Raw genomic sequence first — 22,629 nt, 5'->3', positions numbered from 1 at the left:
GCCGTGAGCCACCCGCACGACGAGACCGAGACCGAGAGCCCCTTCGACCGCTACGACATCGATCCGAGCGCGGGGCCGCAGGCCATCACCGAGCGCTTCCGCGAGCTCGTGGCCGAGGCGCCAGAGGCCGAGCGCGACGCGCTGCGAGCGGCGTGGGACAGGCTCACGCTGCACCCGGAGGAGCGCCTTCGCGCGGTGTTCTTGGCGCACCCCGAGACCCGGCCCCCCATCGGCGCCGCGCCCCGCCGCCGCCGCGCGCCGCCCGCCGCGCCCGCGGCCGACGAGCCGCACGCCTCGTGGCTCGGGCTGCTCGTGCTCCCGTCCCTCACGGCGCTGCTCGCGGGCGAGCCGCGCGCGTCCGTTGCGAGGTTGGGCGGGGTCGCCCACCCGCCGCGCGCCTCCTGGCTTTCCGCCGACCCCGTCCTCTCGGAGAAAGAGTAAAATGTACATCGACCGCCCCGTAGGCATCGACCTCGGCACCACGAACTCGGAGATCGCGCAGCTCGCCGCGTCGGAGCGCGAGGTCGTGCTCTACGCCGACAAGTTCGGCCGGCGCACCGTGCCGAGCGCGGTCGCGTGGGACGAGAAGGCGAAGGCGTTCGTCGTGGGGCACGCCGCCAGGCAGCGGCGCGCGTCGGCCGAGCCGCCCGTCGAGTCCGTGAAGCGCAAGATGGGCCAGCGCGCGCGTGTCAGCGTCGGTCCCCATGACCTGCTGCCTGAGGAGGTGTCGAGCAAGATCTTGGCCGACCTCGCCGCCCGCATGCGCGAGCACCTCGCGGCGCGGGCCGATCGCGAGGCCCCGAAGGGCGAGGCCCGCCCCGAGGTGCGCGTCACGCGGGCCGTGATCACCGTGCCGGCTTACTTCGACGCCCCGCAGGTCGAGGCGACGCGAAAGGCGGGCGAGCTCGCGGGCCTCGAGGTGATAGGCGTGCTGCAAGAGCCCACGGCGGCGGCGATCTACCACACGTGGAAGCGCAAGCTCGGCGACGGGCATTTCCTCGTTTACGACCTCGGCGGCGGCACGTTCGACGTCTCCGTGCTCCGCTGCGTGGGCGGCGAGTACCAGGTGCTGGCCATCGACGGCGACAACTTCCTCGGCGGCGACGACTTCGACCGGCGCTTCGCGGAGTGGCTTCGCAAGGAGCTCGCGGGGCGCGGCTACTCGCTCGACCTCGACGTGGCAGGGGACCCGAAGACCGCGCCCGCTTTCAGCGGCTCGTCCACCTCGCGCAGGACCTGAAGGAGTCGTTCTCGACGGCCGACGTGCTGAGCGTGTCGAAGCAAGACGTGCTGGTCGACAAGGCCGGCGAGAGCGTCTCGTACACGGCGGAGCTCGCCCGCGCCGACTACGACGCGCTCGTGTCCGACCTCGTCGAGACGACCCTCGCGTGCTGCCGGAGGGCCCTCGATCGCGCGATGGAGGTGGCGAAGGTTGGCGCCGACGACATCGACCACGTGGTGCTCGTGGGCGGCTCCACGCGCGTGCCTCTCGTCGTGCGTCGCGTCACCGAGGAGCTCTGCAAGCCCGGCGGCGAGCCGCTCCGCGACGACGTAGACACCTGCGTCGCGCTCGGCGCAGCCATCCACGCCGCCCACCTCGGGGGTCACACCGTGGGTGACGACGCGGCGCGGATCCGCGTCGACGGCGCCCTCGTAGCCCACGGAAAAAGCATACGAATCCAGGTGTTGGCCGAGAGAATGCCCGAGAAGGCCAAGCAGCTCGCCGTGTGGTGCGGCGAGGAGCTGCTCGCCGAGATTGCCGCGCCCACGAGCGCTCCCGCGCGGCTCGACCTCGAGCTCGGAGAAGGCGAAGAGACCCGCGTCACTCTGAGCCTCCAGTCGGCGGTGGGGGCGCCGCTCGCCGAGCTGCCGCTCTCGCTCCACCGCGGAGATCTCCGGCCGCGGCCTTCGGCGCTGTCGCGCGCCGCGGTGGTGGCGAAGGACATCGCGCTCGAGGTGGTGCGCGGCGGCCGCCGTGATCGACGCGTGCTCATTCCGCGGGGTGCGGGCCTGCCCACGCAAGCGACGCAGCTCTTCTACACCCAAGACCAGTCGGGCGGAGTGGTGCTCCGCCTCCTCCAGAACCGCGTGCCCATCAAGGTGCTCATGCTCGAGGTGCCGCGCGGGCTCCCCGTGGGCACACCCGTCGAGCTCGTGATCCGGTGCGACGAGTCGATGCGCATGGAAGCCACGGCGCAGGTCGGGAGCCAGCGCATCGAGGCGCTGATCGCGCCCGAGGAGACCGCGCACGTGCGGGTCGACCTCGACGCGCTCCTCGACGAGGCCGAGCGCGCGAAGCGCAACGTGTGGGGAGGCCTCGGGGCCATCTACCAGCGTGAGGCCGAGCGCCTCGTCGTCGCGATCCGCGAGGCGGCGCTCACCGATCCCGACAAGCTCGCGGCCCTGAGCCAGCGGCTACGCCACCTCATCGACGAGCTCGCCGGCTCGTCGGCCGAGGACCTCTCGCCGCCTCTCGCGCGCTACGAGGAGACCCTCGACACCCTCAGGCGCATCGTCTATCGAACGCGCGACACCCTCGTGGGCATGACCCGACTCGAGTGGGAGGAGCGGGTGGACGACGTCGACCGCCGCGCCCGGAGGGCTTACGAGGCGCGCGAGAGCACGACGTGGAGGCGCGCGTTCAACGAGGTGCAGGCGCTGCTCGAGACCGCGTGGCAGGAAGAGTTCGCGTCGATGAAGCTCGACGACCCCGCCTACGTGCGGCAGCGCGTCTCGCGCGCGGTCTCTTGGGCGAACCGGGTCGACGGAGAGCTCGAATCAGTGACGCTCACGAGCGAGGGCGAGCTGCGGAAGCTCCAAGACGCGGAGCTTGCGCGAGTGCGTGCGTGGTTCAAGGACTCGGTGCGCGCCCCGCTGGTCGACCTCGAGCGCGCGGGCGCCGAGGGCGGCGGCGAGGGCGGCGGCGAGGGCGACGGCCCGCAAGCGCGCCGACGCGATCAGCGACGAGCTCGAGCGCATCGAGGCGGCGCTCGAGCGCATCCCTCAGCTCGGCATGGTCACCGATCGCGGCGGGAGCGGGGGCGGCACCGGGGGCGGCGGGTGAGCCTCGCGGGCGACGTCGCGATCGGGGCCGCGGAGAGGGTTCGGCGGAGCCTCGGGCCGCGCGCCGGCCTGCTCTCCTACCGCGCGCTCGCGGGCAACGCCTCCGACTCCGAGACGCGCGGGCGCGCCGTGCTCGCCGGCCTCGCGTGCGCGATCGAGCTCGACGACGAGGCGGCGGCGGAGGGCCTCGTGGGCCTCTACGCGAGCGTGACTACGGGCCTCTTCGAGGCCGACGTGCGCCGACAGGTGCTCGCGATGCTCGCGCTCTCCGCGCGATCGGGCGCGAGCCCGCCGGGGCTCGGCGCGCAGGCGAGAGCGGCGGGAGCGGGGCGCCTAGGTGGCTGGTCGCTCTCTGCCACCGGGCTCGCGGCGCTGGAGGCCGAGCGCTTCCCCCGCGCCCGCGCCGCGTACCTGCACGCGCGCTGCCTCGAGCACACGGGAGACTCGGGCGCGCCCGAGGCGCTGCGCCGCGCCGAGGAGCGCGCCGCGCGGGAGGGCGCCTCCGAAATCGTGCAGAGTGCACGCGCCCTCCGCGCCGCGCTCCTCTACGAGCGTGGGGACGCCGAGGCGGCTTCACGGGTCGCGGCGGGGCTCGCGCTCCGCGGCCTGTCGGCCGAGCTCGCCCTCCGCCTCGCCCCGCATGGTCTCGGCTCGGCCAGCCGCTTCTCCCGGTCTGCGTGGCTCGGCGAGCTCGCCGAGCGTGTCGCGGCCGGTGACCCGGAGGTCGCGGAGCGGGCGCTGGCCCTCGCCTGCGCCCACGCCGACAGGCTTGGGCTCGCGCTCACGCCCATGGAGGAGGACCGGCTCCTCGCCGTGTTCGGGCGCCTCCCCGATCTCGCGCGCGCGGCGCGACTCTCCGCGCGGCTCGAGCACCGTCGCGCCCTGGCGCTCGCGGCGCGCGCCGGGGACCTCGACGCGGCGCTCCGGGCCCTCGAGGCCGCGCGCCCGTCGGACGACCGCGCGCTCGCGCTGGGGCGCCGCGCCGCCGACGTGGTGCGCGGGCGCTTCGAGCCTCGCGTGGCGCTGCCCGAGGGAGACGCGGCGGCGCTCGCGCTGACCGCGTGCGCAGCGCTCCGCGACGCCGACCTCGCGCGCGCCGAGGCCGCGCTCTCGCGGCTCCCGGGCGCGCTCGAGGCAGCTCCGCCCGGTGAGCGCGCGCCCGCATGGGAGGCGACGGCGCTGGGGCTCCACTGCGACGCCGCGCCCGTCCAGCGCGCCGCGCTCGCGGTGGTGGCGGCCCTGCTCCAGCTCGCCGTGCCCATCCCCCCGCCGCCGCGCGGGGGCGCGGGGCTGGCGCGGGCGTGCCTCGCCGCCGCGTCCGACGAGGGCGTCGAGCTCTCCCTCTCGCTGCTCCGCGCTGCGTCGAGCGCGCGCGAGGTCGGCGCCGCGGAGGCCTACCTGGAGGCCGCGCGCGAGCGCGGGTGGCGCGCGGCCGCCGCCGGGGATCGCGACGCGGCCCTGCGCTGGCTCCGCGAGGCGCGCCGAGCGAGCGCGCAGCGCTGACTCGCACGGAGAGCCCCTCAGCCCCGCGGCTACGCGAGCTCGCGCGCGGCGCTCGGGCTGCGCTGGGAGACCGGTCGATGCTCGATCACCTCGGGCAACAGGATGCGCGAGCCCTCCGCCTTCATCGGGTGGGTCATGAGGCGCGCGCCCCGATCGTAGGCGAAGTACGACCAGGTCCAGGTGAAGAGCACCACGCTGCGGCTGCGGAAGCCGACCAGATAGATGAGATGAATGAAGAGCCAGGCGAGCCAGGCGAGGAAGCCGGAGAGCTCGAGTCCCATGGCCCGCGCGATCGCGCGCGAGCGTCCGATCGTCGCCATCGTGCCCTTGTCGACGTACCGGAAGGGTCGCAGCGCGACGCCGTCGCGCTCGGCGAGGATGAGCTTGGCGACGTGCCGAGCCTGCTGCATCGCGACCGGCGACAGCCCAGGGAGCGGCGCGCCGTCTTGCTCCATGTGCGCCATGTCGCCGATGGCGAACGCGCTCGGGTGGCCCAGGATGCGCCCGTGCTCGTCGACCCTCACGCGGCCCTGGCGGTCGAGCGGGACGCCGAGCGAGGCGGCGAGCGACGTGCCCTGCACGCCCGCGCCCCATACGACCGTGCTCGCCTCGATGCGGCCGCGCTCGCCCCGGCCCAGCCCGGGAAGCGCGTCCTCCGACGCGCCCTCCCACCCGATGCCGTGGGCGTCGATGCCGGTCACTCGTGTGAGCGTGCGCACCTCCACGCCGAGCTCCCCGAGCTGCTCGGCCGCGCTCGCGGAGAGCGCCTCCGAGAAGCTGGAGAGGACACGCGCGCCCGCCTCGACGAGGACGACCTTCGCGTCCCGCGGGTTGATGGAGCGGAAGTCGTCGTTCAGCACGTGCCGCGCGAGCTCCGAGATCGCGCCGGCGAGCTCCACCCCGGTGGGGCCGCCGCCGATGACCACGAACGTGAGCAGCCTGGCGCGCGTCGCCGGATCGGGCTCGCGCTCGGCCCGCTCGAAGGCGAACAGCACGCGGTGCCGGATCTCCAGGGCGTCCTCGAGCGACTTGAGGCCCGGCGCGTACGTCGCCCACTCGTCGTGGCCGAAATAGCTCGTCTTCGCGCCGACCGCGAGGATGAGCCGATCGTACGAGAGGGGCTCGCCGTCGAGGAACACCTGCCTCGTCGCGAGGTCGATGCGGTTCACCTCGCCGAGCAGCACGCGCGCGTTCTTCTGGCTCGCGAGGACGCCGCGGATGGGCGCGGCGATCTCTGCGGGGCTGAGCCCCGCCATCGCCACCTGATAGAGCAGGGGCTGGAAGAGGTGGTGGTTCTGCCGGTCGATCACCGTCACCTTGACGCGCTCGCCCGCCAGGCTCTGCGCGGCCGTGAGCCCACCGAACCCGGCCCCTACGATGACTACATGCGGCGCGTCGCTCATGCGCGGTTTGTAGGACCTTTGGTACACCCCGCCCAGTGGGTAACGCGCGAGGTTGGTCGCGCTATAGTCGGCGTATATGGTCCGCCGACTCGTCTCGAGCCTCGCCCTCGCGTCCGGATCCGCTGCGCTCTTGCTCGTCGAGTCGCTCGGCGGGTGTGGCGAGGTGGCGCGCCCCACGGTCGACGCGAGCTCCCTCGACGCGGGCCCGAAGGACGGCGGGCCCCCACTGACCGACGCCGACGCTGACGCGGCGCCGACGAGCGTCGACCCGTGCGGGCTCCCTTCCGGAGCCTCCGCGACCGCGCCGTGGCCGATGCTCGGCGGCTGCGCGGCGCGCCCCGGCTCGCGCAAGGACACACGCGCCCCCTCGGGGCCCGCCCTGGGCTTCTCGTCGGACGCGTCGTCCTTGGGCGCCACCGCGCCCGTCGTGGCCGAGGGCGGCGTCGTCGTGGTCGGGACCTCCGACGGACGCCTGCTCGCCTTCTCCGCGTCGGGCTCGCTGCTGTGGTCGGCGCCGACCGGCGGCCCCGTGGCGGCGTCTCCCGTCGTCCTCGCCGGGGGTGACGTCGCGTACGCGACCACGGCCGGCAAGCTCGGGCGCGTCCGCGTGGCCGACGGCGTCGCGGGACCTTCGGCGGCAGGGGCGCCCGGGCCCACGGCGCTCCTCCCGCTGGCCGACGGGACGCTCGCCTACACCGCCCTCGACGGGAAGATGCATGTCGCAGCGAGCGCCGACCTCGCCGAGCTCGAGGCCGTCGACGTCGACAGCACCGTGCCGCTCACGCTCGGCGTGGGCGGCGCGATCCTCGCCGCCGGTCGGGACGGAGCGCTCCGTAAGGTCGTGCGTGGGCGGGCCCCCGAGGTCTGGTTTCGCGCGTCGTCGGCGCTCACCTCCTCGGCCGCGCTGTCTCCGTTCGGCGTGGTGCTGGTCGCGTCGGCGGCGGGTCGACTCCACGCCGTGAGCGCGGATGGCGCGGAGCGGTGGTCCGCCGCGCTGGAAGGCACCGCGGTAGGGGCGCCGGCCGTCGCCCCCGACGGATCCGTGTATGTTGCAACCTCCGAGGGGAAGGTGCGCGGGTTCGACCGTGACGGCAAGGAGGGGTTCGCGTTCGAGCCGCTCGGCGTCGCTCAGCCGCCCATCGTCGCCGGGGGCGGCACAGTGCTCTTCGGCGCTGAAGATACGAAGCTCTACGCGGTGCAGCCCTCCGGGCGCATCTTGTTCGCCGCGTCGCTGCGGTCACGCGCGACCTCGCCGGCCGCCCTCGGGGCCAACGGCGCCGTGTACCTCGCCACGGAGAGCGGCGTGGTGAGCGTCGGGCCGTGAGCTGCGGCTACACGCCGAGCGCGCGAAGGTCGAGCGTGCCGGCGATCGTCGGGGGACACCAGTAGTAGCCACCGGTCACGGGGCGCGTGAACCGGAAGGGCCCGTCGACGACGCGCGTGACCGCCGCGAGCGCGGTCAGAGCGGCGCGAGGATGGCGCCGGGCGCGAGGCTGAACGTGAGGAAGCGGCCGCTCCGCGGGACGGGCGCGAGGATCGCGGGCGGAGGGGTGCCGTGGGCGGTCATGTCTGAAGGGTACACCGTGGTCGACCGTGGCGGCGTGCGGGTCACGCCCTGCTATGATCGGCGGCCATGGGACCCTCCCCGCCGCTCGCGCAGCTGAAAGTGAGGCCCGAAGGGGCGAACGAAGGACGATGGCGCCGCCGAGCCGAAGGCGAGGTGTCGCCATGCACCTGACCCCGAGCCCAGCTCCTGTGTTGGGCTCGTACGCCGATGGCTTCGCGCCGCTCGCGGAGGCGTTCGCGAGCCACTTCCGCGACGGCCGCGAGCTCGGCGGGGGCCTCACCGTGTACCACCACGGCCGGTGCGTCGTGGACCTGTGGGGCGGCCTCGCCGACGAGGCGCGGCGCACCCCGTGGCAACGCGACACACGAGCGGTCGTCTTCTCGGTCACGAAGGGCCTCACCGCCATGGCGCTGGCGCTCCTCGCTGACCGCGGGAAGCTCGAGTGGGACGCGCCGGTGGCGACCTACTGGCCGGGCTTCGCCCGCGCCGGCAAGGAGCGCATCACGTGCCGCACCCTGTTCAACCACCGGGCGGGGCTCGCGGGTCTCGACACCAAGCTCACCCTCGACGACCTCGTCCTGCCGGAGCGCGCCGCGTTCGTGCTGGACGTCCTCGAGCGGCAGCGCCCACTCTGGGAACCAGAAAAAGACCAGGGATATCATGCCATTACGTTTGGCATGTACGCGCGTGAGCTCTTCGAGCGGATCGCGGGCGAGCGCCTCGGCGCGTTCCTCGAGCGCGAGCTGTTTGGGCCGCTCGAGGCCGACGTCTCGCTCGGCACGCCCGCCTCCGCCGACGCTCGGATCGCGGAGCTCTACCCGCCGCCCGCGCCGCTGCGGCTCGCGAAGATGTTCGCGTCGGCGATCGTCGGCCACAACAACGAGGAGCGCGTCCTCCGCGCCACGCTCGCGCGTGACTCGATGACCCGCCGCGCGTTCTTCAACCCCACCGGCGCGGCCCCTCAAGAGTGGAACAAGCTGCCCGTGCGGCGGGCCGAGCTCGCCTCGGGTGGCGCGACCGCGAGCGCCCACGGGCTCGCGCGCGCGTACCTCCCCTTCGCGATGGGCGGCGTCGCCTTCGGGCGCGCGTACCTCGCCCCGCGCACCCTCGCGCCCGTGTACGAGCGGCAGGGCTGGTCGGCGCGCGACCGGGTCTTGCAGAAGGCGCTCGGCTGGTCGCAGGGCTTCCTGAAAGAGGAGACCTCGCTGTTCTCCCCGACCCGAGAGTCGTTCGGGCACGCGGGCATCGGGGGCTCGCTCGGGTGGTGCGATCCGGTGCACGAGCTCACGTTCGGGTACGTGATGAACCGCCTCGACTGGCGCGTGCGCTCGCCGCGCGCGCTCGGGCTGTGCCACGCGCTCTACGACTGCGAGCCCGTGCGCGACGAGGCGCGCGGCCGGGCCCGGCCCGTCGCGGCGGACCAGCGGCGGGCGGGCGTCGGCGGCGAAGCGGCGGAGTGAGAGGCACGATGGCGACGGTCACCTCTGAGACGCACCCTCGACCCCACCCCCGACACCTACTGGATCTTGTTTTGATGAAGAATACAACCTTCGCTTGAACCGCGACGCGCTCGGGTGTGGGCAAGACGACCTGCTCGACCCGGGCCGACTTCAATGTAAAGTGCAACCATTCGACTGAATGGCGTCAGTTCAGGACGAAGTTGTTCACGCCGGCTACGATGACGCCGATGATGCTCTCGCCGGCGATGACGCCCGCGGCCAGCGGCACGACGTAGCGCTCCGCCCAGGCCTTGCTGGCGCGCGTGGCGATCTCGCCGAGGAGCGCGCCGATGAACATCGAGAAGGGCGAGAAGAAGGGGAGGATCATGCCCAGGCCGAGCCCGGTCGGTGAGGGGATCCACTTCTTGCGGTTCTTGGGCACGGTGGCCTCCAGCAGCGCGAGGACGGCGCCGAGCACGAGGCCGGCCTTCACGCACTGCTGCGCCATCGGGTGCATGTTGCGCATGCCCGAGCGGAAGAGCTTCGCGACCGCGAGCCACTGCTGCGCCCCCGGCGCGGGGAACGTGGCGTCCTTCGCGGGCATGTCGTCCGTAGCAGGCGTGCCCGTGAGCACGGTCGCGTCGGGCACCAGCAGGAAATAGCCCAGCGTCGTGGCGATGGTGCCCGTGACGATGCCCATGGCCTGCGCGATGAACTGCCGGCGGGGGTTCGCCCCGAGCAGGTAGCCCGACTTGAGGTCGTTCAGCAGATCGGCCGTCGCGAGGCCCGCGCCCGACGTGATGGAGGCGGTCATGAGGTTCGCGGTCGAGCTCTGCGGGATGAGCACGCCGTAGGTAAGCTGCATGATCTTGCCCATCGCGCCGCCGGGCGTGATGTCGCTCTCGCCGGTCGCGCGTGCGGCGACGAGCGCAAGCACGAACGTCATGCCCACGGCGAGGACGCCGAAGTGCGGGGGTATGTCGAAGAAAGTCGCGGCGACGACCACGATGGCGGTGCCCGACCCGAGCAGCCCAAACACGAACCACTTCGTCGGCACCTCCACGTCCTCGGGGCGCACCTTCGCTGCGGGCTTCGCGTCGCCGTCGCGCTCGCCGGGCTCGCGGTACGCGGTCTTCTTGTCGTCGTCGGGGGCACCCTCGCTCTTGGCCTTGCCGCGCCCGCCGAAGAGGCCTGAAAGCGCGCGCACGATCGTGCGCCACTGGGCGGCGAGCTGCACGAGGCCGGAGGCGACGAGCAGCGGCGCCCCGAGCCACACGCCGATCTCCTTCCACGCCGACTGGGGCTTGGAGGCCGCGCCGGACATCTTCACCGCGACGAGCGCGTCCGCCATGCCGGTGTTGTAGGCCTTCACGCCGAGGAGCTTCACCGCGACGACCCTGGCGTGCGCGGCTGCCTCGACCGCCGCCGGCGAGGCCCACTTGGTCTCGAGCGCCATGGGCCCGAGGAAGACCGCCACGAAGATCCCGCCGAGCACCATCCACAGGGTCACCCGGAGGCCGATGATCGCGCCGGCGGCGAGGAGCACGACGCCGTGGTCGATCTTCACGTTCCAGTCGCTCCACTTGTAGTGCTTGCCGGCGGCGCCGGGCGCGGGCAGCCAGTTGAAGACGTTCGAGCCCTGCGAGATCAGCGCCTCGCGCCCGACGACGATCGCGCCCTTCTTCACCTTGAGGATGTCGAGGTCCTTCACGAGCGGGACGAGCCCCGCGAAGAGCGCCGCGTAGAGCAGCGCGCGGGCCTTCTTCATGGCCTCATCGCCCTTGCTGTAGAGCCCCTGCAGGGTCACCGCCGCTGCGGTGCCCGACGGGAACTTCAGCTTCTCGCGGTTGATGAGGTTCCGCTTCATGGGGATGGCGAGCACCACGCCGAAGGTCGCCAGGCACAGCACCCACAGGCCGAGCACCGGCCACGCGAGCTGTACGCCTTTGCGGTTCTCGTCGGTCACGGTGAGCAACAGCAGCGCGGGGATGGCCGAGACCACCACGTTCCCCGTGGCGTAGCCCGCCGAGGAAGCTGTAGATTGCATGCAATTGTTCTCGAGGATCGTCATGTCGGTCTTGGCGACGCCGACGGTCCGCAAGAACGACCAGATCGCGTACGAGAGGATGCACGCGGTGAGCGCGACGCCCAGGAACCACCCGGTCTTCAGGCCGATGTAGACGTTCGTGAACGACAGGAAGAAGCCGAGCCCCGTGCCCATCGCGATGGCCCGAAACGTGAGCTGGGGCGCGTCGCCGCGGTAGGCGCGCTCGTACCACTCGCGCTCGTCGAACTCGAGGACCTTCTCGGGTGGGATGGCGAGGGGCTTCGCGGCCTCGAGCTCTTCGGGGGTGACGGGGGGCTGCTGAAAGAACGCCATCGCGTCGGTCCTAGCAGGGTTCGCGCTGCTTTCGTACGCGCAACCCGCTGCGCGCGGATCGCTGGCTCGGCGACGCGACGCGCCAGAAAGCCAGCGGACGGGGATGGACCTCTGCCTCGGTCTCGCTAGCCCCGCTCCGGCACGTCGAGGCGCCAGAGGTCGCGCCCGAGGACCACGCGGCCGTCGTATGGCTCGGGCTTGGCGAGCGCGTCGAGGAACCCGGCGCACACGCGCTCGATCGGGATCGGCTTGTAGTCGAGGGAGAGCCCCGAGAGCCCGGGCAGGTACCCGAGCCCGCCGAACAGCGCCGTCGTGCCCAGGGGCGCACGCCGCGCACCGTGCGAGCCCGCCGCGGCCCACGACGGGCTGACGAGGATGCTCGGACGAAAGAAGGTGCAGCCGATGCCCTCGGCGCGGACCGCCTGTTCGCACGCGAGCTTCATCTTGAGGTACGCGCCCAGGCCGCCCGCGCCCACCGAGCTCAGCAGAAGCATCCGCGGGACCCCGGCGCGCCGGGCGCCGCGCGCGAGCTGCTGGGCGCTCCCAAGGTCGCTCGACGTGTAGTCGTCCCCCCGCGAGAAGCGCTCGCGCATGGTGCCGACGAACGACACGACGGCGTCGTGTCCGCGGAGCGCGGCCAGGGTGGCGTCTGCGTCGCCGAGCTCGAACACGGCCGCGCGTGGATCGTCGCCGAACGGCGAGCGCGCTCGCGACGCCGGTCGGACGTGTAGCGTCAGCTCGTGCCCCGCGGCCTCCGCGAGCGGGACGAACACCTGCCCGGTGGCGCCGGTCGCGCCCGCGACGAACAGCTTCATGGCGACACCTCGCCTTCGGCGCGGCTTCGCCATCGACCATCGTTCGCTCCTGCGCGGCTCACTCGCCGGTTCACGCGGGCGCCCGCGCGGAGATCGGGGCGACGTAGCCCCCGCGGCCCTTCTTGTCGAAGTAGATGTAGGCTGCAACGATGGCCGCCGCGGCCAACACGACCAGGACGGCGGTGACGATCGAGCGGGCGCGGCCCGGCCCTTCCGACGGGCGCGCGGGCAGGTCGGCGACGGACGCGAGCGCGAGCTGTGCCACGGGCGATGGCCTCGCTGGCTCGGGCGACGGCGCCGCGAGCGGGGCGGTTTGCGCGAGCGCGGGCGGCGCGGCGGCGGGTTGAGCCGGCTGGGGCGGCGGCGGGATCGCGGCGGGCTCCGTCGCGGCCGGGACGATGGCGGGAGCGAGGAGCGGTGCCGTGGTCGTGGCGCCCGGCGGGACGGACGGGCGCCGCCCCGCCGCGGGGGTGGGCGCGCGGTGCTCGGGCGCCATCGCGGGCGGCGGGGTCGACGGCGAAGGCGCCGCGTAGCCGAACGCGCCCGACGGGAGCATCGCGGTCTGGGCGAGCGAGGCGAGGTTGGCGGCTCCGCCTCCCGCGGGCGCCCCGAAGGCCCCCGCGCGCGCGAGCGCGAAGGCGCGGTCGCGGTCGGCCATCGCGACCGTCACGTTGAGGCCCGCCGAGTCGCTGGGGGCCTTCGGCGCGGCGGGCGGCGGCATGCTCCGCTGCGCTTCGGACTTCGCCTCGGCCATGGCGGCGAGCAGCTCGTCGCGGAGCTTCCCCGCGTCGGCTGGGCGCACGTGGGTCTCGCGATCGACCGCGCGCTCGAGCACGGCGGCGACCTGCGGCGGGACCGTGATGCCCAGGCTCGCGGGCGTGGGCGACGCGGTCTCCTTCTCGATGGCCTTCGCGAGCGCCTGGGCGATGCCGTCGGCGTGGCGCACCTTCTTCATCGACAAGAGCTCGAGCAGCAAGAGCGCGAGCGCGTAGACGTCGGTCCACGGGCCGAGCGGGCCGAAGCGGCGAAGGAACTGCTCCGGCGCGCCATACGAGGGCGAGCACAGGGCGATGCCGCCCATGGTCTGCACGCTCGCGACGACGCCCAGCGTGGGCTCGAAGATCTTGGCGAGCCCGAAGTCGAGCACCTTGATGCGCATGGATCCGTCGCGCGTGCGCGTGAAGAACAGGTTGCCGGGCTTGATGTCGCGGTGAACGATCCCCTGGGCGTGCGCGTGAGCGAGCGCGGAGAAGGCTGGATCGAGGAGCTGCATGGCCTCCTCGAGGGTGTACGGGTTCTTGGCCTTCACGCGGGTCTTGAGCTCACGCGAGAGCGGGTGCCCGTCGAGCCACTCGAGTACCATGTAGGGCACGCTCTCGCCGGTCTTCGGGGAGGTGAGCGTGCCGCTGGAGATACCGCGCACGATGTCGAGCGAGCCTTGGCTCAGCCGGTATAAAATGCGCGTCTCGTCCTTGAAGCGCTGCATGAACTGCTCGGTCATCTCGTCGTCGACCGAGGAGTGCAGCCGAAGGCACTTCACCGCGACGGGCTCACCGAGGCCCTCGTGGGTCGCTTTGTAGACGAGACCAAAGCCGCCACCGTCGACGACCTTCTCGAAGCGAAGCTGGTCGATCGTCGCGCCGACGAGGCCGAAGTCATCCGCGGGCATGGTGGCAGGATACGCGGTTTGTGTGCTGGTGGGACCAGCGTAGGATGGTGGCAGGTACCCATTGCGAAGATCCCTCGAGAGCGTGTGCGTCTACTGCGGGTCAAGGCCCGGAAACCGCCCGGAATACTCCCGCGCGGCCGTCGAGCTCGGCCGGGCCCTGGCCCGCCGGCGCATCCGACTGGTCTACGGGGGCGCGAGCGTGGGTCTCATGGGGAAGGTCGCCGACGCCGTCCTCGAGGGGGGGGGCGAGGTCGTGGGCATCCTCCCGCGGTGGCTCGAGGCGAAGGAGGTCGGCCACCCCCGGCTCACCGAGCTTCACCTCGTCGACACCATGCACACTCGCAAGGCGCGCATGATCGAGCGCGCGGACGCGTTCATCGCCCTCCCCGGCGGGCTCGGGACCTACGACGAGCTCTTCGAGGTGCTCACCTGGTCGCAGGTCGGGCTCCACGAGAAGCCGATCGGTCTGCTCGACGTCGCCGGATACTTCGGGCCGCTCCGCGCGCTCGTCCGGCACACGGTCGCCGAGGGCTTCGCGACGTCGGAGCACGAGGGCCTGTTCGTCTCGAACCCGGAGCCCGACGCGCTGCTCGACGATCTCATCCGCTTCGAGCGCCCCATCTACGGGTCGAAGTGGGTCGACGGGCCCGAGCCGCGCCGCGAGCCGTGACGCCCGCGCTCGAGGCGATCTTGCGCGGCGTGGTCGCGCGCGCGCTCGAGGGAGCGCCTCCGAGCCACGATCTCGCCCACGTGGAGCGCGTGCTCCGGACCGCCGAGCGGCTCTCGGAGCGCGAGGGCGCGGATCGCGACGTGTGCCGGGCGTCGGCGCTGCTCCACGAGCTCGTGAGCTTGCCGAAGAACCACCCCGACTCGGCGCGCTCCGGCGACCTGTGCGCCGAGGAGGCGGCTCGCGTCCTGCGCGGCGCGGGCGCCGCGGAGCGCTTGGTGGTGCGCGTCGCCGCCGCGATTCGCGACCACGGGTTCTCGAAGGGCGTGGTCCCGGACTCGCTCGAGGGCAAGATCCTCCAGGACGCCGATCGCCTCGACGCGATCGGGGCCATCGGGGTCGCCAGGTGCGTCGCGACCGCCGCGGAGATGGGGTCGCGCCTCTACCACCCAGGCGATCCGCTCGCGCGAGCGCGCGCGCTCGACGACAAGGCGTACGCCCTCGACCACTTCGAGCGGAAGCTCTTCCGGATCCCCGCGCTGCTCCACACCTCCTCGGCGCGTGCCCTCGCCGACGAGCGCGTCGCCTTCATGCGAGCCTTCGTCGCGCAGCTCGGACGCGAGGTGGCCTTCGACCCGTAGCGCGGCGCGCTCCGCGCCGTGCGCGCACCCGCGTCGTCATCGCTAGACCGTGGGCAAACGAGAGCGCGGCGCCGCGAGCGGGAAGGCCAGGTCGAGCTCGACGAGCTCGCGCTCGCTCAGCGTGACGTCGCCCGCCGCGGCGTTCTCGTCGACGTGCGTGAGCGTCGCCGCCTTCGGGATGGTGAACAGAGAATGGCGGCGCACGAGGAACGCGAGAGCCGCGGCGCGCGGGTTCACGCCGTGGTCGGAGGCGACGTCGGCGAGCACCTCGGCGCTCTCCCTGCTGGGAGCGACGAGCTCGCCCGATGCGAAGGGCGACGCGCCGATCACCGCGATGCCGAGCCGCTCGCACATGGGGAGGAGCACGTGCTCGATGTCTCGCTCGCCGAGGTTGTAGAGGAGCTCGTTCGCGACGATCTCACCCGGCTCGGCCAGCGCACACGCCTCCTCGAGCTCGGCGATGTCAAAGTTGCTCACGCCTATATATCTGATCTTTCCCTCGCGCCGGAGGGTCTGGAGGGCGCGCAACGTCATGGTGAACGGGATCTCGCTCGGGCGATGCAAGAGGTAGAGATCCAGGTGGTCGGTGCGGAGGCGCTGAAGCGTGCGCTCGCACGCGAGGATCACGCCCGCGTAGGTCGCGTGGTCGGCCTGCACCTTCGAGGTGAGGAACACCTCGGCCCTGCGGCCCGCGATCGCCTCCCCCACGATCTCCTCGACGACGCCGCGGCCGTACACCTCGGCCGTGTCCACGTGGGTCATGCCGAGCTCGAAGCCCCGGCGCAGCGCCCGCACCGCGTCACCGCGCGGCGAGGCCTCGAGGCGCCACGTGCCCTGGCCGATGACGGGCAGTGTCGCGCCGGACTTCCCGAGCGCGCGCCGCTTCATCGCCCGCGCGAGCGCCGCCGTCGCGCCAGGGCCATCGCGAGGACGCCCGCGGCGCCGACGGCGAAGAGCGACGGAGCCTCGCCCGCGCTGTTGCACCCGGACTCCTCTGGCGGGCCCACCAGACCGTTCTCCGCGGCCTGCTCGCCCTCCGGAGTGGGCAGCTCGTCAGGCCCCGGCGGCGGGATGGGGGAAGTGGGGGAAGGGGTCGGCCCCGGGGCGGCGCCGTCCGCGGACGCGGCGTCGCTCCTCGGGGGCGCGGCGTCGGGCGCGCCCGCGTCCGCCGGCGCGGTGCCCCGCTTGTAGGCCTCGACCAGCGAGAGATAAGGCGGCACGTACACGGCGCCCACGCCGGACACTGTCTGGCGCAAGTTGAAGTGGAGGTGGATGGTGGTGGGCGTGCCGCCGAACACGTTCGACACCTGGCCCAACCGCTGACCGCGCGTGACCCGGTCGCCGACCTTCACCGCCACGTTGCTCATGTGGAGGTAGTCGAAGCGCGTGCCGTCCGCCGCCGTCAGATACACAGAGTACGAGCCGATGCTCGTGATCGTGCCCGCCTCCGCGGCGACCACCCAGTGGATGTCCTTCACGCACGTGCCGGGACGAATGTCCTGCCCTTGGTGGCCCGTGCCAGCCGGGCACAGCGGCATCGAGTACGAGCGCGACTCGCAGAAGTTGTCGTGCCACGGGTACGCGTAGTTGACCGCGTCGCACTGACCGCCGCCGGGGCCCTGCCCGCCACCGTTGCCGTACACCTGCGAGTTCGCGAACGCTCTCGGCACCTCCATCGGGAAGCGCATCGTGGGCGCGTAGACCTTCGTGTCGACGCGTCCGCGCCCGGAGGTCGTCGGCACGAGCTTGCCGGGCGGGTCATACGTGAAGGCTTGGGCGCGCGCGGTGCGCGCCGAGGCAGGCCCGAGCGCCCCAACGACCGCGGCCGCGAGGACGAGCCCACGAAAACGAGCGCGGCTCACTTCCGACCCCCGACGAACGCGAGGCCGTTGGTAAGCTCGAGCACGAAGCGCTCGTCCGCGCAGCGAGCGTCGCCCGGGACGCTGCACTCGACGTCGACCGAGTAGCTGGCGCCGCCCTCGACCCAGGTCGTGGTCGCGATGCCCTCGTTGATAGTGAAGAGACCCCGCGTCGCGCGCATGCTGTGGGTCGACAGGTCGCGCGGGAACTCCCCGTGCTCGTGCGCGAAGCGCGTGCCCTGCACGGCCACCGTCGCGCGCGACACGCGGCCGTCGGGCAGGGTCGCGTCCGCCACGCCGAAGTACGTGTAAAAGCCGGGCTCCGCCACGAAGCGCACCTCGGCGAAGCGGCCCCGCGGCACCCACACGGGCACCGGCGACGCGCCAACCTTCACGGCCTCGGCGGGCGGCAGCGTGGCGAGCGCGGCCTCGTCGAGCGGGCCGGCGGGGAAGGTGATGGGCGTGCGCGCGAGGGGACCTGCGGAGACCGGCGCTACGCTCGCGGTTCCTCGCGACGGCGTGCGCTCTTCCGAGCAACCGGCGAGCGCGGCGACCGCGGCGACCGCGAAGGGCGCCCCGCGCAGCGAACGAGCGCGAAAGAGTAGGTGATTCACGCCCTTGACCGTAGCGAGGCCACCGGGATCGAGGCAACTGGTCTGCGCGTGTCCGGGCGTTTTCTCCGCGCTGATCCGGCCCCTCTAGCCGCCGCCCAAGGGCCAGGGATCCGCGCAGCCAGCCCCCCGGTGCCGTCGACGCGGTGCGGCGTCGCGCTTGGGGGCTCCTTGCTTCGCACCGGTGGAGTGCCTACCCTGCTCGGCGATGAACCACTCGACGACCACTTGGTCACTCCCTCGGGCGCTCTCCTTTCTCCTCTTCGTCGTGGGGCTCGTCGGCGTCGTGAGCCTGCCGGGCTGCCAGAGCTACGACCAGCTCGTCGAGAAGGATGAGCTCTGCGGGCAGCGCTGGGCCGACTACGAGGCGCAGCTCCAGCGCCGGTACGACCTCGTCCCGAACCTCGTCAGCGTCGTCAAGGGCTCGGCCAAGCACGAGGCCGAGACGCTCACGAAGGTGACCGAGGCGCGCGCCTCGGCGACCCAGATCAAGCTCACGGGCGACGATTTCACCGATCCTGCGAAGATGGCGGCGTTCCAGAAGGCCCAGGAGGGTCTGAAGGGATCGCTCTCGCGCCTGCTCGTCGCGAACGAGCAGTACCCGGACCTCAAGGCGAACCAGTCGTTTCGCGACCTCCAGGTGCAGCTCGAGGGTACCGAGAACCGCATCCTCCGGTCGCGCGAGCAGTACAACGAGGCCGTGAAGCAGTACAACTCGGAGCTGAAGAAGATCAGGGGCCAGGCCATCAACAAGGCCACCGGCAAGCCCTTCAAGGAGCGGGTCTACTTCACGGCGTCCGCCGAGTCGCAGGCCGCGCCGAAGGTCGCGTTCTGAGCGCGCCGATCGCGCGCTGATCCACGCTGAGCGGCGGCGTCCGCTCCCCCGGAGCGAAGCCGATGTCGACCCCGAGCGCCCGCAAGCCCGCCCGCCTGATCCGCGCCTCCCACCGTTCGCATCCCGCCCGCGCGGCCCTGTTGAGGCTCGCGTGGGCGGCGCTCGTGTGGGTGATCGGCGTCGCGTTCTCTCCGTTCGCGCACGCCTTCACGCCGCCCGCGCTCCAGGGGCCCGTCACCGATGGGGCGCGGGTGCTCTCGGCGGCCGACAAGGCTCGCATCGAGGCGAAGCTCATCGCCTACAAGGCGACGAGTGGGCACGAGGTCGCCGTGCTCACCGTGCCGACCCTGGGCGGCGAGACCGTCGAGGACTTCAGCTACAAGACCGCCCGCGCGTGGGGGCTCGGCGCCAAGGGCACCGACGACGGCGTGCTGCTGCTCATCGCCACGGGCGAGCGCAAGATCCGCATCGAGACGGGCAAGGGCGTCGGTGGCGAGCTCACCGACGTCGAGTCCGCGCGCATCATCCGCGAATACATCGGACCTGAGCTCAAGGGCGGGCGCTACGCCAAGGGCATCGAGGCGGGCGTCGACGCCATCATGGCCAAGATCGCCGGAGCGCCGCCCCCCCCGAAGCCGACGGGCGGAGGCGGTGGAGGCGGTCTCTTCGTCGTCGCCTTCTTGCTGTTGTTCGTCTTGCTCGTCGTCGTCCTGCTCATCGTCGCCGCCAAGCGAGGCGGCGGAGGCGGAGGCGGAGGCGGAGGCGGCGTGTACTACTACGACGGGGGCAGCAGCTTCAGCAGCGGCGGGAGCGACTCCGGCGGAGGCGGGGGGAGCGACTTCGGCGGCGGCGGCGGCGACTTCGGCGGCGGCGGGTCGAGCGGGGATTATTGATTGCGGGCGCGCCCGTGCATAAGCTCGCTCATGGTCTCGCGCGAGAAGAGCCACTGGGCTTGGGGATACAGCGACGCGTTCCCTGACGAGGCCAGCCGAGGCCGCCTCCGCGCTCGCGTCGAGGCGACGCTGGGGACCCCCCTCACCGACGAGGCGCCCGTGCCCCTCGCGTCGGTCGACGTGCCGGCGCCGAGGTTCACGCCCCCACAGGAGCTGCGGGCCTTCGGCTCCGACGCCCCGGCCGACCGCGTGAGCCACGCCTACGGTCGCGGGTACCGCGATCTCGTGCGGGCCTTTCGCGGCCAGTTCCCCAGCCCGCCTGACTGGGTCTTCTTCCCGGAGAGCGAAGACCAGGTGGCGTCTCTCCTCCACTTCTGCGAGCGGGAGGACATCCAGGTCGTGCCGTTCGGCGGCGGCACGAGCGTCGTCGGCGGCGTCGAGTCGGTGCTGGAGAAGGGCTTCCGCGGCGTCGCCACGCTCTCCCTCGCGAAGCTCGATCGTGTGCTGGAGGTGAACGCGACCGACCGGACCGCGCGCATCCAAGCCGGCGCGCGCGGTCCCGCCATCGAGGAGGGGCTCGCTCCTCACGGGCTCACCCTCCGGCACTATCCGCAGAGCTTCGAGTTCTCCACGCTCGGCGGCTGGATCGCCACGCGCGCGGGCGGACACTTCGCGACCCTGCACACCCATATCGACGATTTCGTGCAGTCGATCCGCATGCTTACGCCGCGGGGACGCATGGAGACCCGCCACGTTCCCGCCTCCGGTGCGGGGCCCTCCGCCGATCGCCTCATGCTCGGCTCCGAGGGCGCTTTCGGCGTCATCGTAGAGGCGACCCTCCGCCTCCAGGAGACCCCGCGCTGGCGCGCCTCGGCCAACGTCTCGTTCGCGCGCTTCGAGGACGGGGTGCGCGCCACGCGCGCCCTCGCGCAGTCGGGGCTTCACCCCTCGAACTGCCGTCTGCTCGACCCCGTCGAGGCTCTCATGCACCGCGTCTCCGATCGCGGCGACGCCGTCCTCCTCCTCGCCTTCGAGAGCGCCGACCATCCCCTCGAGGCCTGGCTCGAGCGAAGCCTCTCGATCGCGACCGACCTGGGCGGCACCTGCGATGAAGACGGCCGCTACTCGTCGAGCGAGCGCGCGGCGGCCCCGGGCGAGGCCGCCGCGTGGAAGGCCGCGTTCCTCTCCGCCCCGTACCTTCAGAGCGCGCTCGTCACGCTCGGCGTGGTCGTCGACACCTTCGAGACGGCGTGCACGTGGTCGGCGTTCCCGGAGCTCGACCGTGCCATCCGCGCCGACGTCGGCGCGGCGCTCGAGCGCGAGTGCGGCGGCGGCGTGGTGTCGTGCCGCTTCACCCACGTGTACCCCGACGGCCCCGCGCCCTACTACACCTTCCTCGGCGCGGGCCGCCGCGGCGACGAGCTCGCCCAGTGGGCCGCCATCAAGGCCGCCGCCTCGGGCGCCATCGGGAGGGCCGGCGGCACGATCACCCACCATCACGCCGTCGGGCGGTGGCACAAGGAAGGGTACGAGGCCGAGCGCTCCCCGCTCTTCGGTGAGGCGTTGCGCGCGGTGAAGCAGAAGCTCGATCCGCGCGGCATCCTGAACCCCGGCGTCCTGATCTAGCGGCGTCTCCGGCGCGCCAAATATTCACTCCCGCAGATCGTTCTGCGCGCACGCCCGTACGACCGCGAGAACACTTCGCGGCCTGCGCGCCACGAGCGCCACGCGCCGCGACGGCCTTTCGCCTGCGCTGGCACGCGACGGGGGCGTCGACGCTTGCCTTTCACCTGTCGCGCCGCGCCCACCTCGCGCGACGTGGCGGCCACTCCGAACCCGCGCGCGTCGCGCGAAGGACCGCTCATGTCTCAACCCCGTTGGCTACGCATCCCGCGGCTCCGCCGCTCTCTCGCCCTGGCGTCGCTCGTCCTCTCCGTGAGCGGCCTCTACCTGCTGCGCGCCGAGGCGGCCCGGCCGTCGCTCTCCCTCGGCACCACGGTGAGTGGTGGCCTCGTCACCCTCGCGGGGCGCGGGGCCCACGGCACGCTGCGAATGAGCCAGACGCAGCTCGCGGCCGGCGCGGCGGGCACCTTCTACGCCGAGCTCGACCTCGAAGCCGACCGCGGGGCCGGTGAGGTCGAGCGCGCGCCGCTCTCGCTGGCCGTCGTCCTCGACACCTCGGGCTCCATGAGCGGAGCGAAGATGGAGGACGCGAGGCGCAGCGTGCGCAAGCTCCTCGAGGGCATGCGCGACGACGACGAGGTGACCTTCGTTCGCTACTCGGATCACGCCGAGCTCATCCAGCCGCTCGCCCGCGTGCGCGAGGTGCGCGCCGAGCTCGTGGCGCGGCTCTCGCAGCTCGAGGCGACCGGCGGCACCAACATCCCCAGCGGTCTCGCCGAAGGCGAACGTCAGCTCTCGCGCGCCGGATTCTCGCGGGTGAAGCGCGTCGTCCTCGTGAGCGACGGCCTCGACACCTCACGCTCGCGCGCCGAGGACCTCGCGCGCGACACGTTCGCCCGTGGAGTGACCGTCTCGTCGCTCGGCGTGGGGCTCGACTTCGACGAGTCGTACATGGCCTCACTCGCCGAGATTGGTCACGGCAACTTCGGCTTCGTGAAGGACGCCGGCTCCCTCGCGCGGTTCCTCGATCGTGAGCTCGTCGAGGCCGCGACCACCATGGTCGAGGGCACGAAGGTGCGCGTGGAGCTCCCCCGCGGTGTGTCGTTCGTGCGCGCGGTCGGCGGCGCGGCGCGCCTCGCCGACGGCGCGGTCGAGGTCGACGTGGGCTCCATCTCTGCGGGCGACACCCGCCGCGTCGTGCTCGAGCTCGCCTCCTCCCTCGAGCTTGGCCAGCGCGCTTCGCTCGGCGGCGAAGTGTCGTGGCGAACCGTGCGCGGCGGCCCGGTCAGCGTGGGCTTCGCCGGGCTCGAGGTCGCCGCGACCGACGACCTCGCCGCGGTGGACCGCTCCCGCGACCTGGGGACCCTGGCGAGCGCCACGAGCGCCTTCGCCTCGCTACGGCAGCTCGAGGCGGCCTCCGCATACGCGCGGGGAGACCTGGCCCGCGCCGGCGCGCTGCTCGACACGAACGAGCGCGAGCTCGCGCAAGCCATCCAGGCCGCGCCCGCAGCGGCCGCGCCGTTGCTCCGCCAAGTGGAGTCGCTCCGGGACGCCAAGCGCGAGTTCGGGCGTGCGCCTCCAAAGAGCGCCGAGGGCAACGCCGCCGCGAAGGCGGTCTTCGAACGCGACAGCGCAAATATGCGAAAGAACACGTTTTAAGG

Annotated in this window: 17 protein-coding genes and 1 pseudogene; 11 read left to right on the top strand and 7 right to left on the bottom strand. The window is 72.7% G+C overall.

Features of this window, described 5'->3' with window-relative positions; translation table 11 throughout:
• Positions 1-3 precede the first annotated feature (3 nt).
• Genes IPQ09_29060 through IPQ09_29050 form a run of 3 tightly spaced genes read left to right on the top strand, consistent with a single transcriptional unit; the run spans position 4 to position 4,566 of the window.
• Positions 4-441 carry a hypothetical protein gene (locus IPQ09_29060; protein ID MBL0198195.1) on the top strand — a complete coding sequence of 146 codons (438 nt, stop codon included), beginning with the start codon at positions 4-6 and terminating at the stop codon, positions 439-441.
• 1 nt (position 442) lies between these two features.
• Positions 443-1,240: an Hsp70 family protein gene (locus IPQ09_29055; protein MBL0198194.1), complete on the top strand. Its 798-nt coding sequence runs from the start codon at positions 443-445 to the stop codon at positions 1,238-1,240.
• Positions 1,129-4,566, top strand: coding sequence for an Hsp70 family protein (locus IPQ09_29050; protein ID MBL0198193.1), 3,438 nt, complete (start codon positions 1,129-1,131; stop codon positions 4,564-4,566). Before IPQ09_29055 ends, IPQ09_29050 begins: the two co-directional genes overlap by 112 nt.
• 29 nt (positions 4,567-4,595) lie before the next feature.
• On the opposite strand, the gene IPQ09_29045 is transcribed toward IPQ09_29050, so the two are convergent.
• Positions 4,596-5,969, bottom strand: coding sequence for an NAD(P)/FAD-dependent oxidoreductase (locus IPQ09_29045; GenBank protein MBL0198192.1), 1,374 nt, complete (start codon positions 5,967-5,969; stop codon positions 4,596-4,598).
• Between the two features lie 76 nt (positions 5,970-6,045).
• On the opposite strand from IPQ09_29045, the gene IPQ09_29040 reads away from it, so the two are divergent.
• Together IPQ09_29040 and IPQ09_29035 are read left to right on the top strand one after the other, a co-directional pair.
• Positions 6,046-7,293, top strand: a complete 1,248-nt coding sequence (locus IPQ09_29040) for a PQQ-binding-like beta-propeller repeat protein (GenBank protein MBL0198191.1) — start codon at positions 6,046-6,048, stop codon at positions 7,291-7,293.
• Between the two features lie 404 nt (positions 7,294-7,697).
• A complete protein-coding gene (locus tag IPQ09_29035) occupies positions 7,698-8,996 on the top strand; it encodes a beta-lactamase family protein (GenBank protein ID MBL0198190.1) in 1,299 nt (432 codons plus the stop codon).
• Between the two features lie 184 nt (positions 8,997-9,180).
• On the opposite strand, the gene IPQ09_29030 is transcribed toward IPQ09_29035, so the two are convergent.
• From IPQ09_29030 to IPQ09_29020, 3 genes are all read right to left on the bottom strand, one after another.
• Entirely contained in the window at positions 9,181-11,355 is a 2,175-nt protein-coding gene (locus IPQ09_29030; GenBank protein ID MBL0198189.1) for an OPT/YSL family transporter, read from the bottom strand.
• A gap of 125 nt (positions 11,356-11,480) precedes the next feature.
• Complete coding sequence (locus IPQ09_29025) at positions 11,481-12,170, bottom strand: NAD(P)H-binding protein (GenBank protein ID MBL0198188.1); 690 nt, start codon at positions 12,168-12,170, stop codon at positions 11,481-11,483.
• A 70-nt stretch (positions 12,171-12,240) separates the two neighbouring features.
• Entirely contained in the window at positions 12,241-13,839 is a 1,599-nt protein-coding gene (locus IPQ09_29020) for a serine/threonine protein kinase (protein ID MBL0198187.1), read from the bottom strand.
• Between the two features lie 61 nt (positions 13,840-13,900).
• On the opposite strand from IPQ09_29020, the gene IPQ09_29015 reads away from it, so the two are divergent.
• Together IPQ09_29015 and IPQ09_29010 are read left to right on the top strand one after the other, a co-directional pair.
• Positions 13,901-14,509, top strand: a complete 609-nt coding sequence (locus tag IPQ09_29015; protein ID MBL0198186.1) for a TIGR00730 family Rossman fold protein — start codon at positions 13,901-13,903, stop codon at positions 14,507-14,509.
• On the top strand, positions 14,506-15,147 hold the full coding sequence (locus tag IPQ09_29010; protein ID MBL0198185.1) for an HD domain-containing protein: 642 nt from the start codon (positions 14,506-14,508) through the stop codon (positions 15,145-15,147). The genes IPQ09_29015 and IPQ09_29010 overlap by 4 nt, the downstream gene beginning before the upstream one ends.
• Positions 15,148-15,189: 42 nt before the next feature.
• On the opposite strand, the gene IPQ09_29005 is transcribed toward IPQ09_29010, so the two are convergent.
• The 3 genes and pseudogenes from IPQ09_29005 to IPQ09_28995 all read right to left on the bottom strand — a co-directional run bounded on the left by IPQ09_29005 (position 15,190) and on the right by IPQ09_28995 (position 17,620).
• Complete coding sequence (locus IPQ09_29005) at positions 15,190-16,035, bottom strand: aldo/keto reductase (protein ID MBL0198184.1); 846 nt, start codon at positions 16,033-16,035, stop codon at positions 15,190-15,192.
• Between the two features lie 293 nt (positions 16,036-16,328).
• Positions 16,329-16,835, bottom strand: a pseudogene (locus IPQ09_29000) (M23 family metallopeptidase).
• 170 nt (positions 16,836-17,005) lie between these two features.
• Positions 17,006-17,620, bottom strand: coding sequence for a hypothetical protein (locus tag IPQ09_28995; protein ID MBL0198183.1), 615 nt, complete (start codon positions 17,618-17,620; stop codon positions 17,006-17,008).
• 205 nt (positions 17,621-17,825) lie between these two features.
• Here IPQ09_28995 and IPQ09_28990 point away from each other — a divergent pair, with 205 nt between their 5' ends.
• The 4 genes from IPQ09_28990 to IPQ09_28975 all read left to right on the top strand — a co-directional run bounded on the left by IPQ09_28990 (position 17,826) and on the right by IPQ09_28975 (position 22,627).
• The gene (locus tag IPQ09_28990; protein ID MBL0198182.1) at positions 17,826-18,452 is read left to right on the top strand and encodes a LemA family protein; all 627 of its coding nucleotides are present in this window, start codon (positions 17,826-17,828) and stop codon (positions 18,450-18,452) included.
• Between the two features lie 62 nt (positions 18,453-18,514).
• Positions 18,515-19,345 (top strand): TPM domain-containing protein, encoded by an 831-nt coding sequence (locus IPQ09_28985; protein MBL0198181.1) that lies wholly within the window; start codon positions 18,515-18,517, stop codon positions 19,343-19,345.
• Between the two features lie 30 nt (positions 19,346-19,375).
• Positions 19,376-20,971, top strand: a complete 1,596-nt coding sequence (locus IPQ09_28980; protein MBL0198180.1) for an FAD-binding oxidoreductase — start codon at positions 19,376-19,378, stop codon at positions 20,969-20,971.
• 237 nt (positions 20,972-21,208) lie between these two features.
• Positions 21,209-22,627 carry a VWA domain-containing protein gene (locus tag IPQ09_28975; GenBank protein MBL0198179.1) on the top strand — a complete coding sequence of 473 codons (1,419 nt, stop codon included), beginning with the start codon at positions 21,209-21,211 and terminating at the stop codon, positions 22,625-22,627.
• Positions 22,628-22,629 lie beyond the last annotated feature (2 nt).

The organism is Myxococcales bacterium, assembly GCA_016720545.1.
In the GTDB taxonomy this organism is placed as follows: Bacteria; Myxococcota_A; Polyangia; order Polyangiales; family Polyangiaceae; genus JAAFHV01.
The sequence above is the reverse complement of the archived record's forward strand: the minus strand, read 5'-3'. Positions and strand labels throughout refer to the sequence as shown.

Coding starts and splice junctions, on each gene's coding strand:
- IPQ09_28975 (MBL0198179.1), top strand. CDS start 21,209: ATGTCTCAACCCCGTTGGCTACGCATCCCGCGGCTCCGCCGCTCTCTC.
- IPQ09_29055 (MBL0198194.1), top strand. CDS start 443: ATGTACATCGACCGCCCCGTAGGCATCGACCTCGGCACCACGAACTCG.
- IPQ09_28985 (MBL0198181.1), top strand. CDS start 18,515: ATGTCGACCCCGAGCGCCCGCAAGCCCGCCCGCCTGATCCGCGCCTCC.
- IPQ09_29005 (MBL0198184.1), bottom strand. CDS start 16,035: ATGAAGCGGCGCGCGCTCGGGAAGTCCGGCGCGACACTGCCCGTCATC.
- IPQ09_29025 (MBL0198188.1), bottom strand. CDS start 12,170: ATGAAGCTGTTCGTCGCGGGCGCGACCGGCGCCACCGGGCAGGTGTTC.
- IPQ09_29030 (MBL0198189.1), bottom strand. CDS start 11,355: ATGGCGTTCTTTCAGCAGCCCCCCGTCACCCCCGAAGAGCTCGAGGCC.
- IPQ09_29045 (MBL0198192.1), bottom strand. CDS start 5,969: ATGAGCGACGCGCCGCATGTAGTCATCGTAGGGGCCGGGTTCGGTGGG.
- IPQ09_28980 (MBL0198180.1), top strand. CDS start 19,376: ATGGTCTCGCGCGAGAAGAGCCACTGGGCTTGGGGATACAGCGACGCG.
- IPQ09_29020 (MBL0198187.1), bottom strand. CDS start 13,839: ATGCCCGCGGATGACTTCGGCCTCGTCGGCGCGACGATCGACCAGCTT.
- IPQ09_28990 (MBL0198182.1), top strand. CDS start 17,826: ATGAACCACTCGACGACCACTTGGTCACTCCCTCGGGCGCTCTCCTTT.
- IPQ09_29035 (MBL0198190.1), top strand. CDS start 7,698: ATGCACCTGACCCCGAGCCCAGCTCCTGTGTTGGGCTCGTACGCCGAT.
- IPQ09_29040 (MBL0198191.1), top strand. CDS start 6,046: ATGGTCCGCCGACTCGTCTCGAGCCTCGCCCTCGCGTCCGGATCCGCT.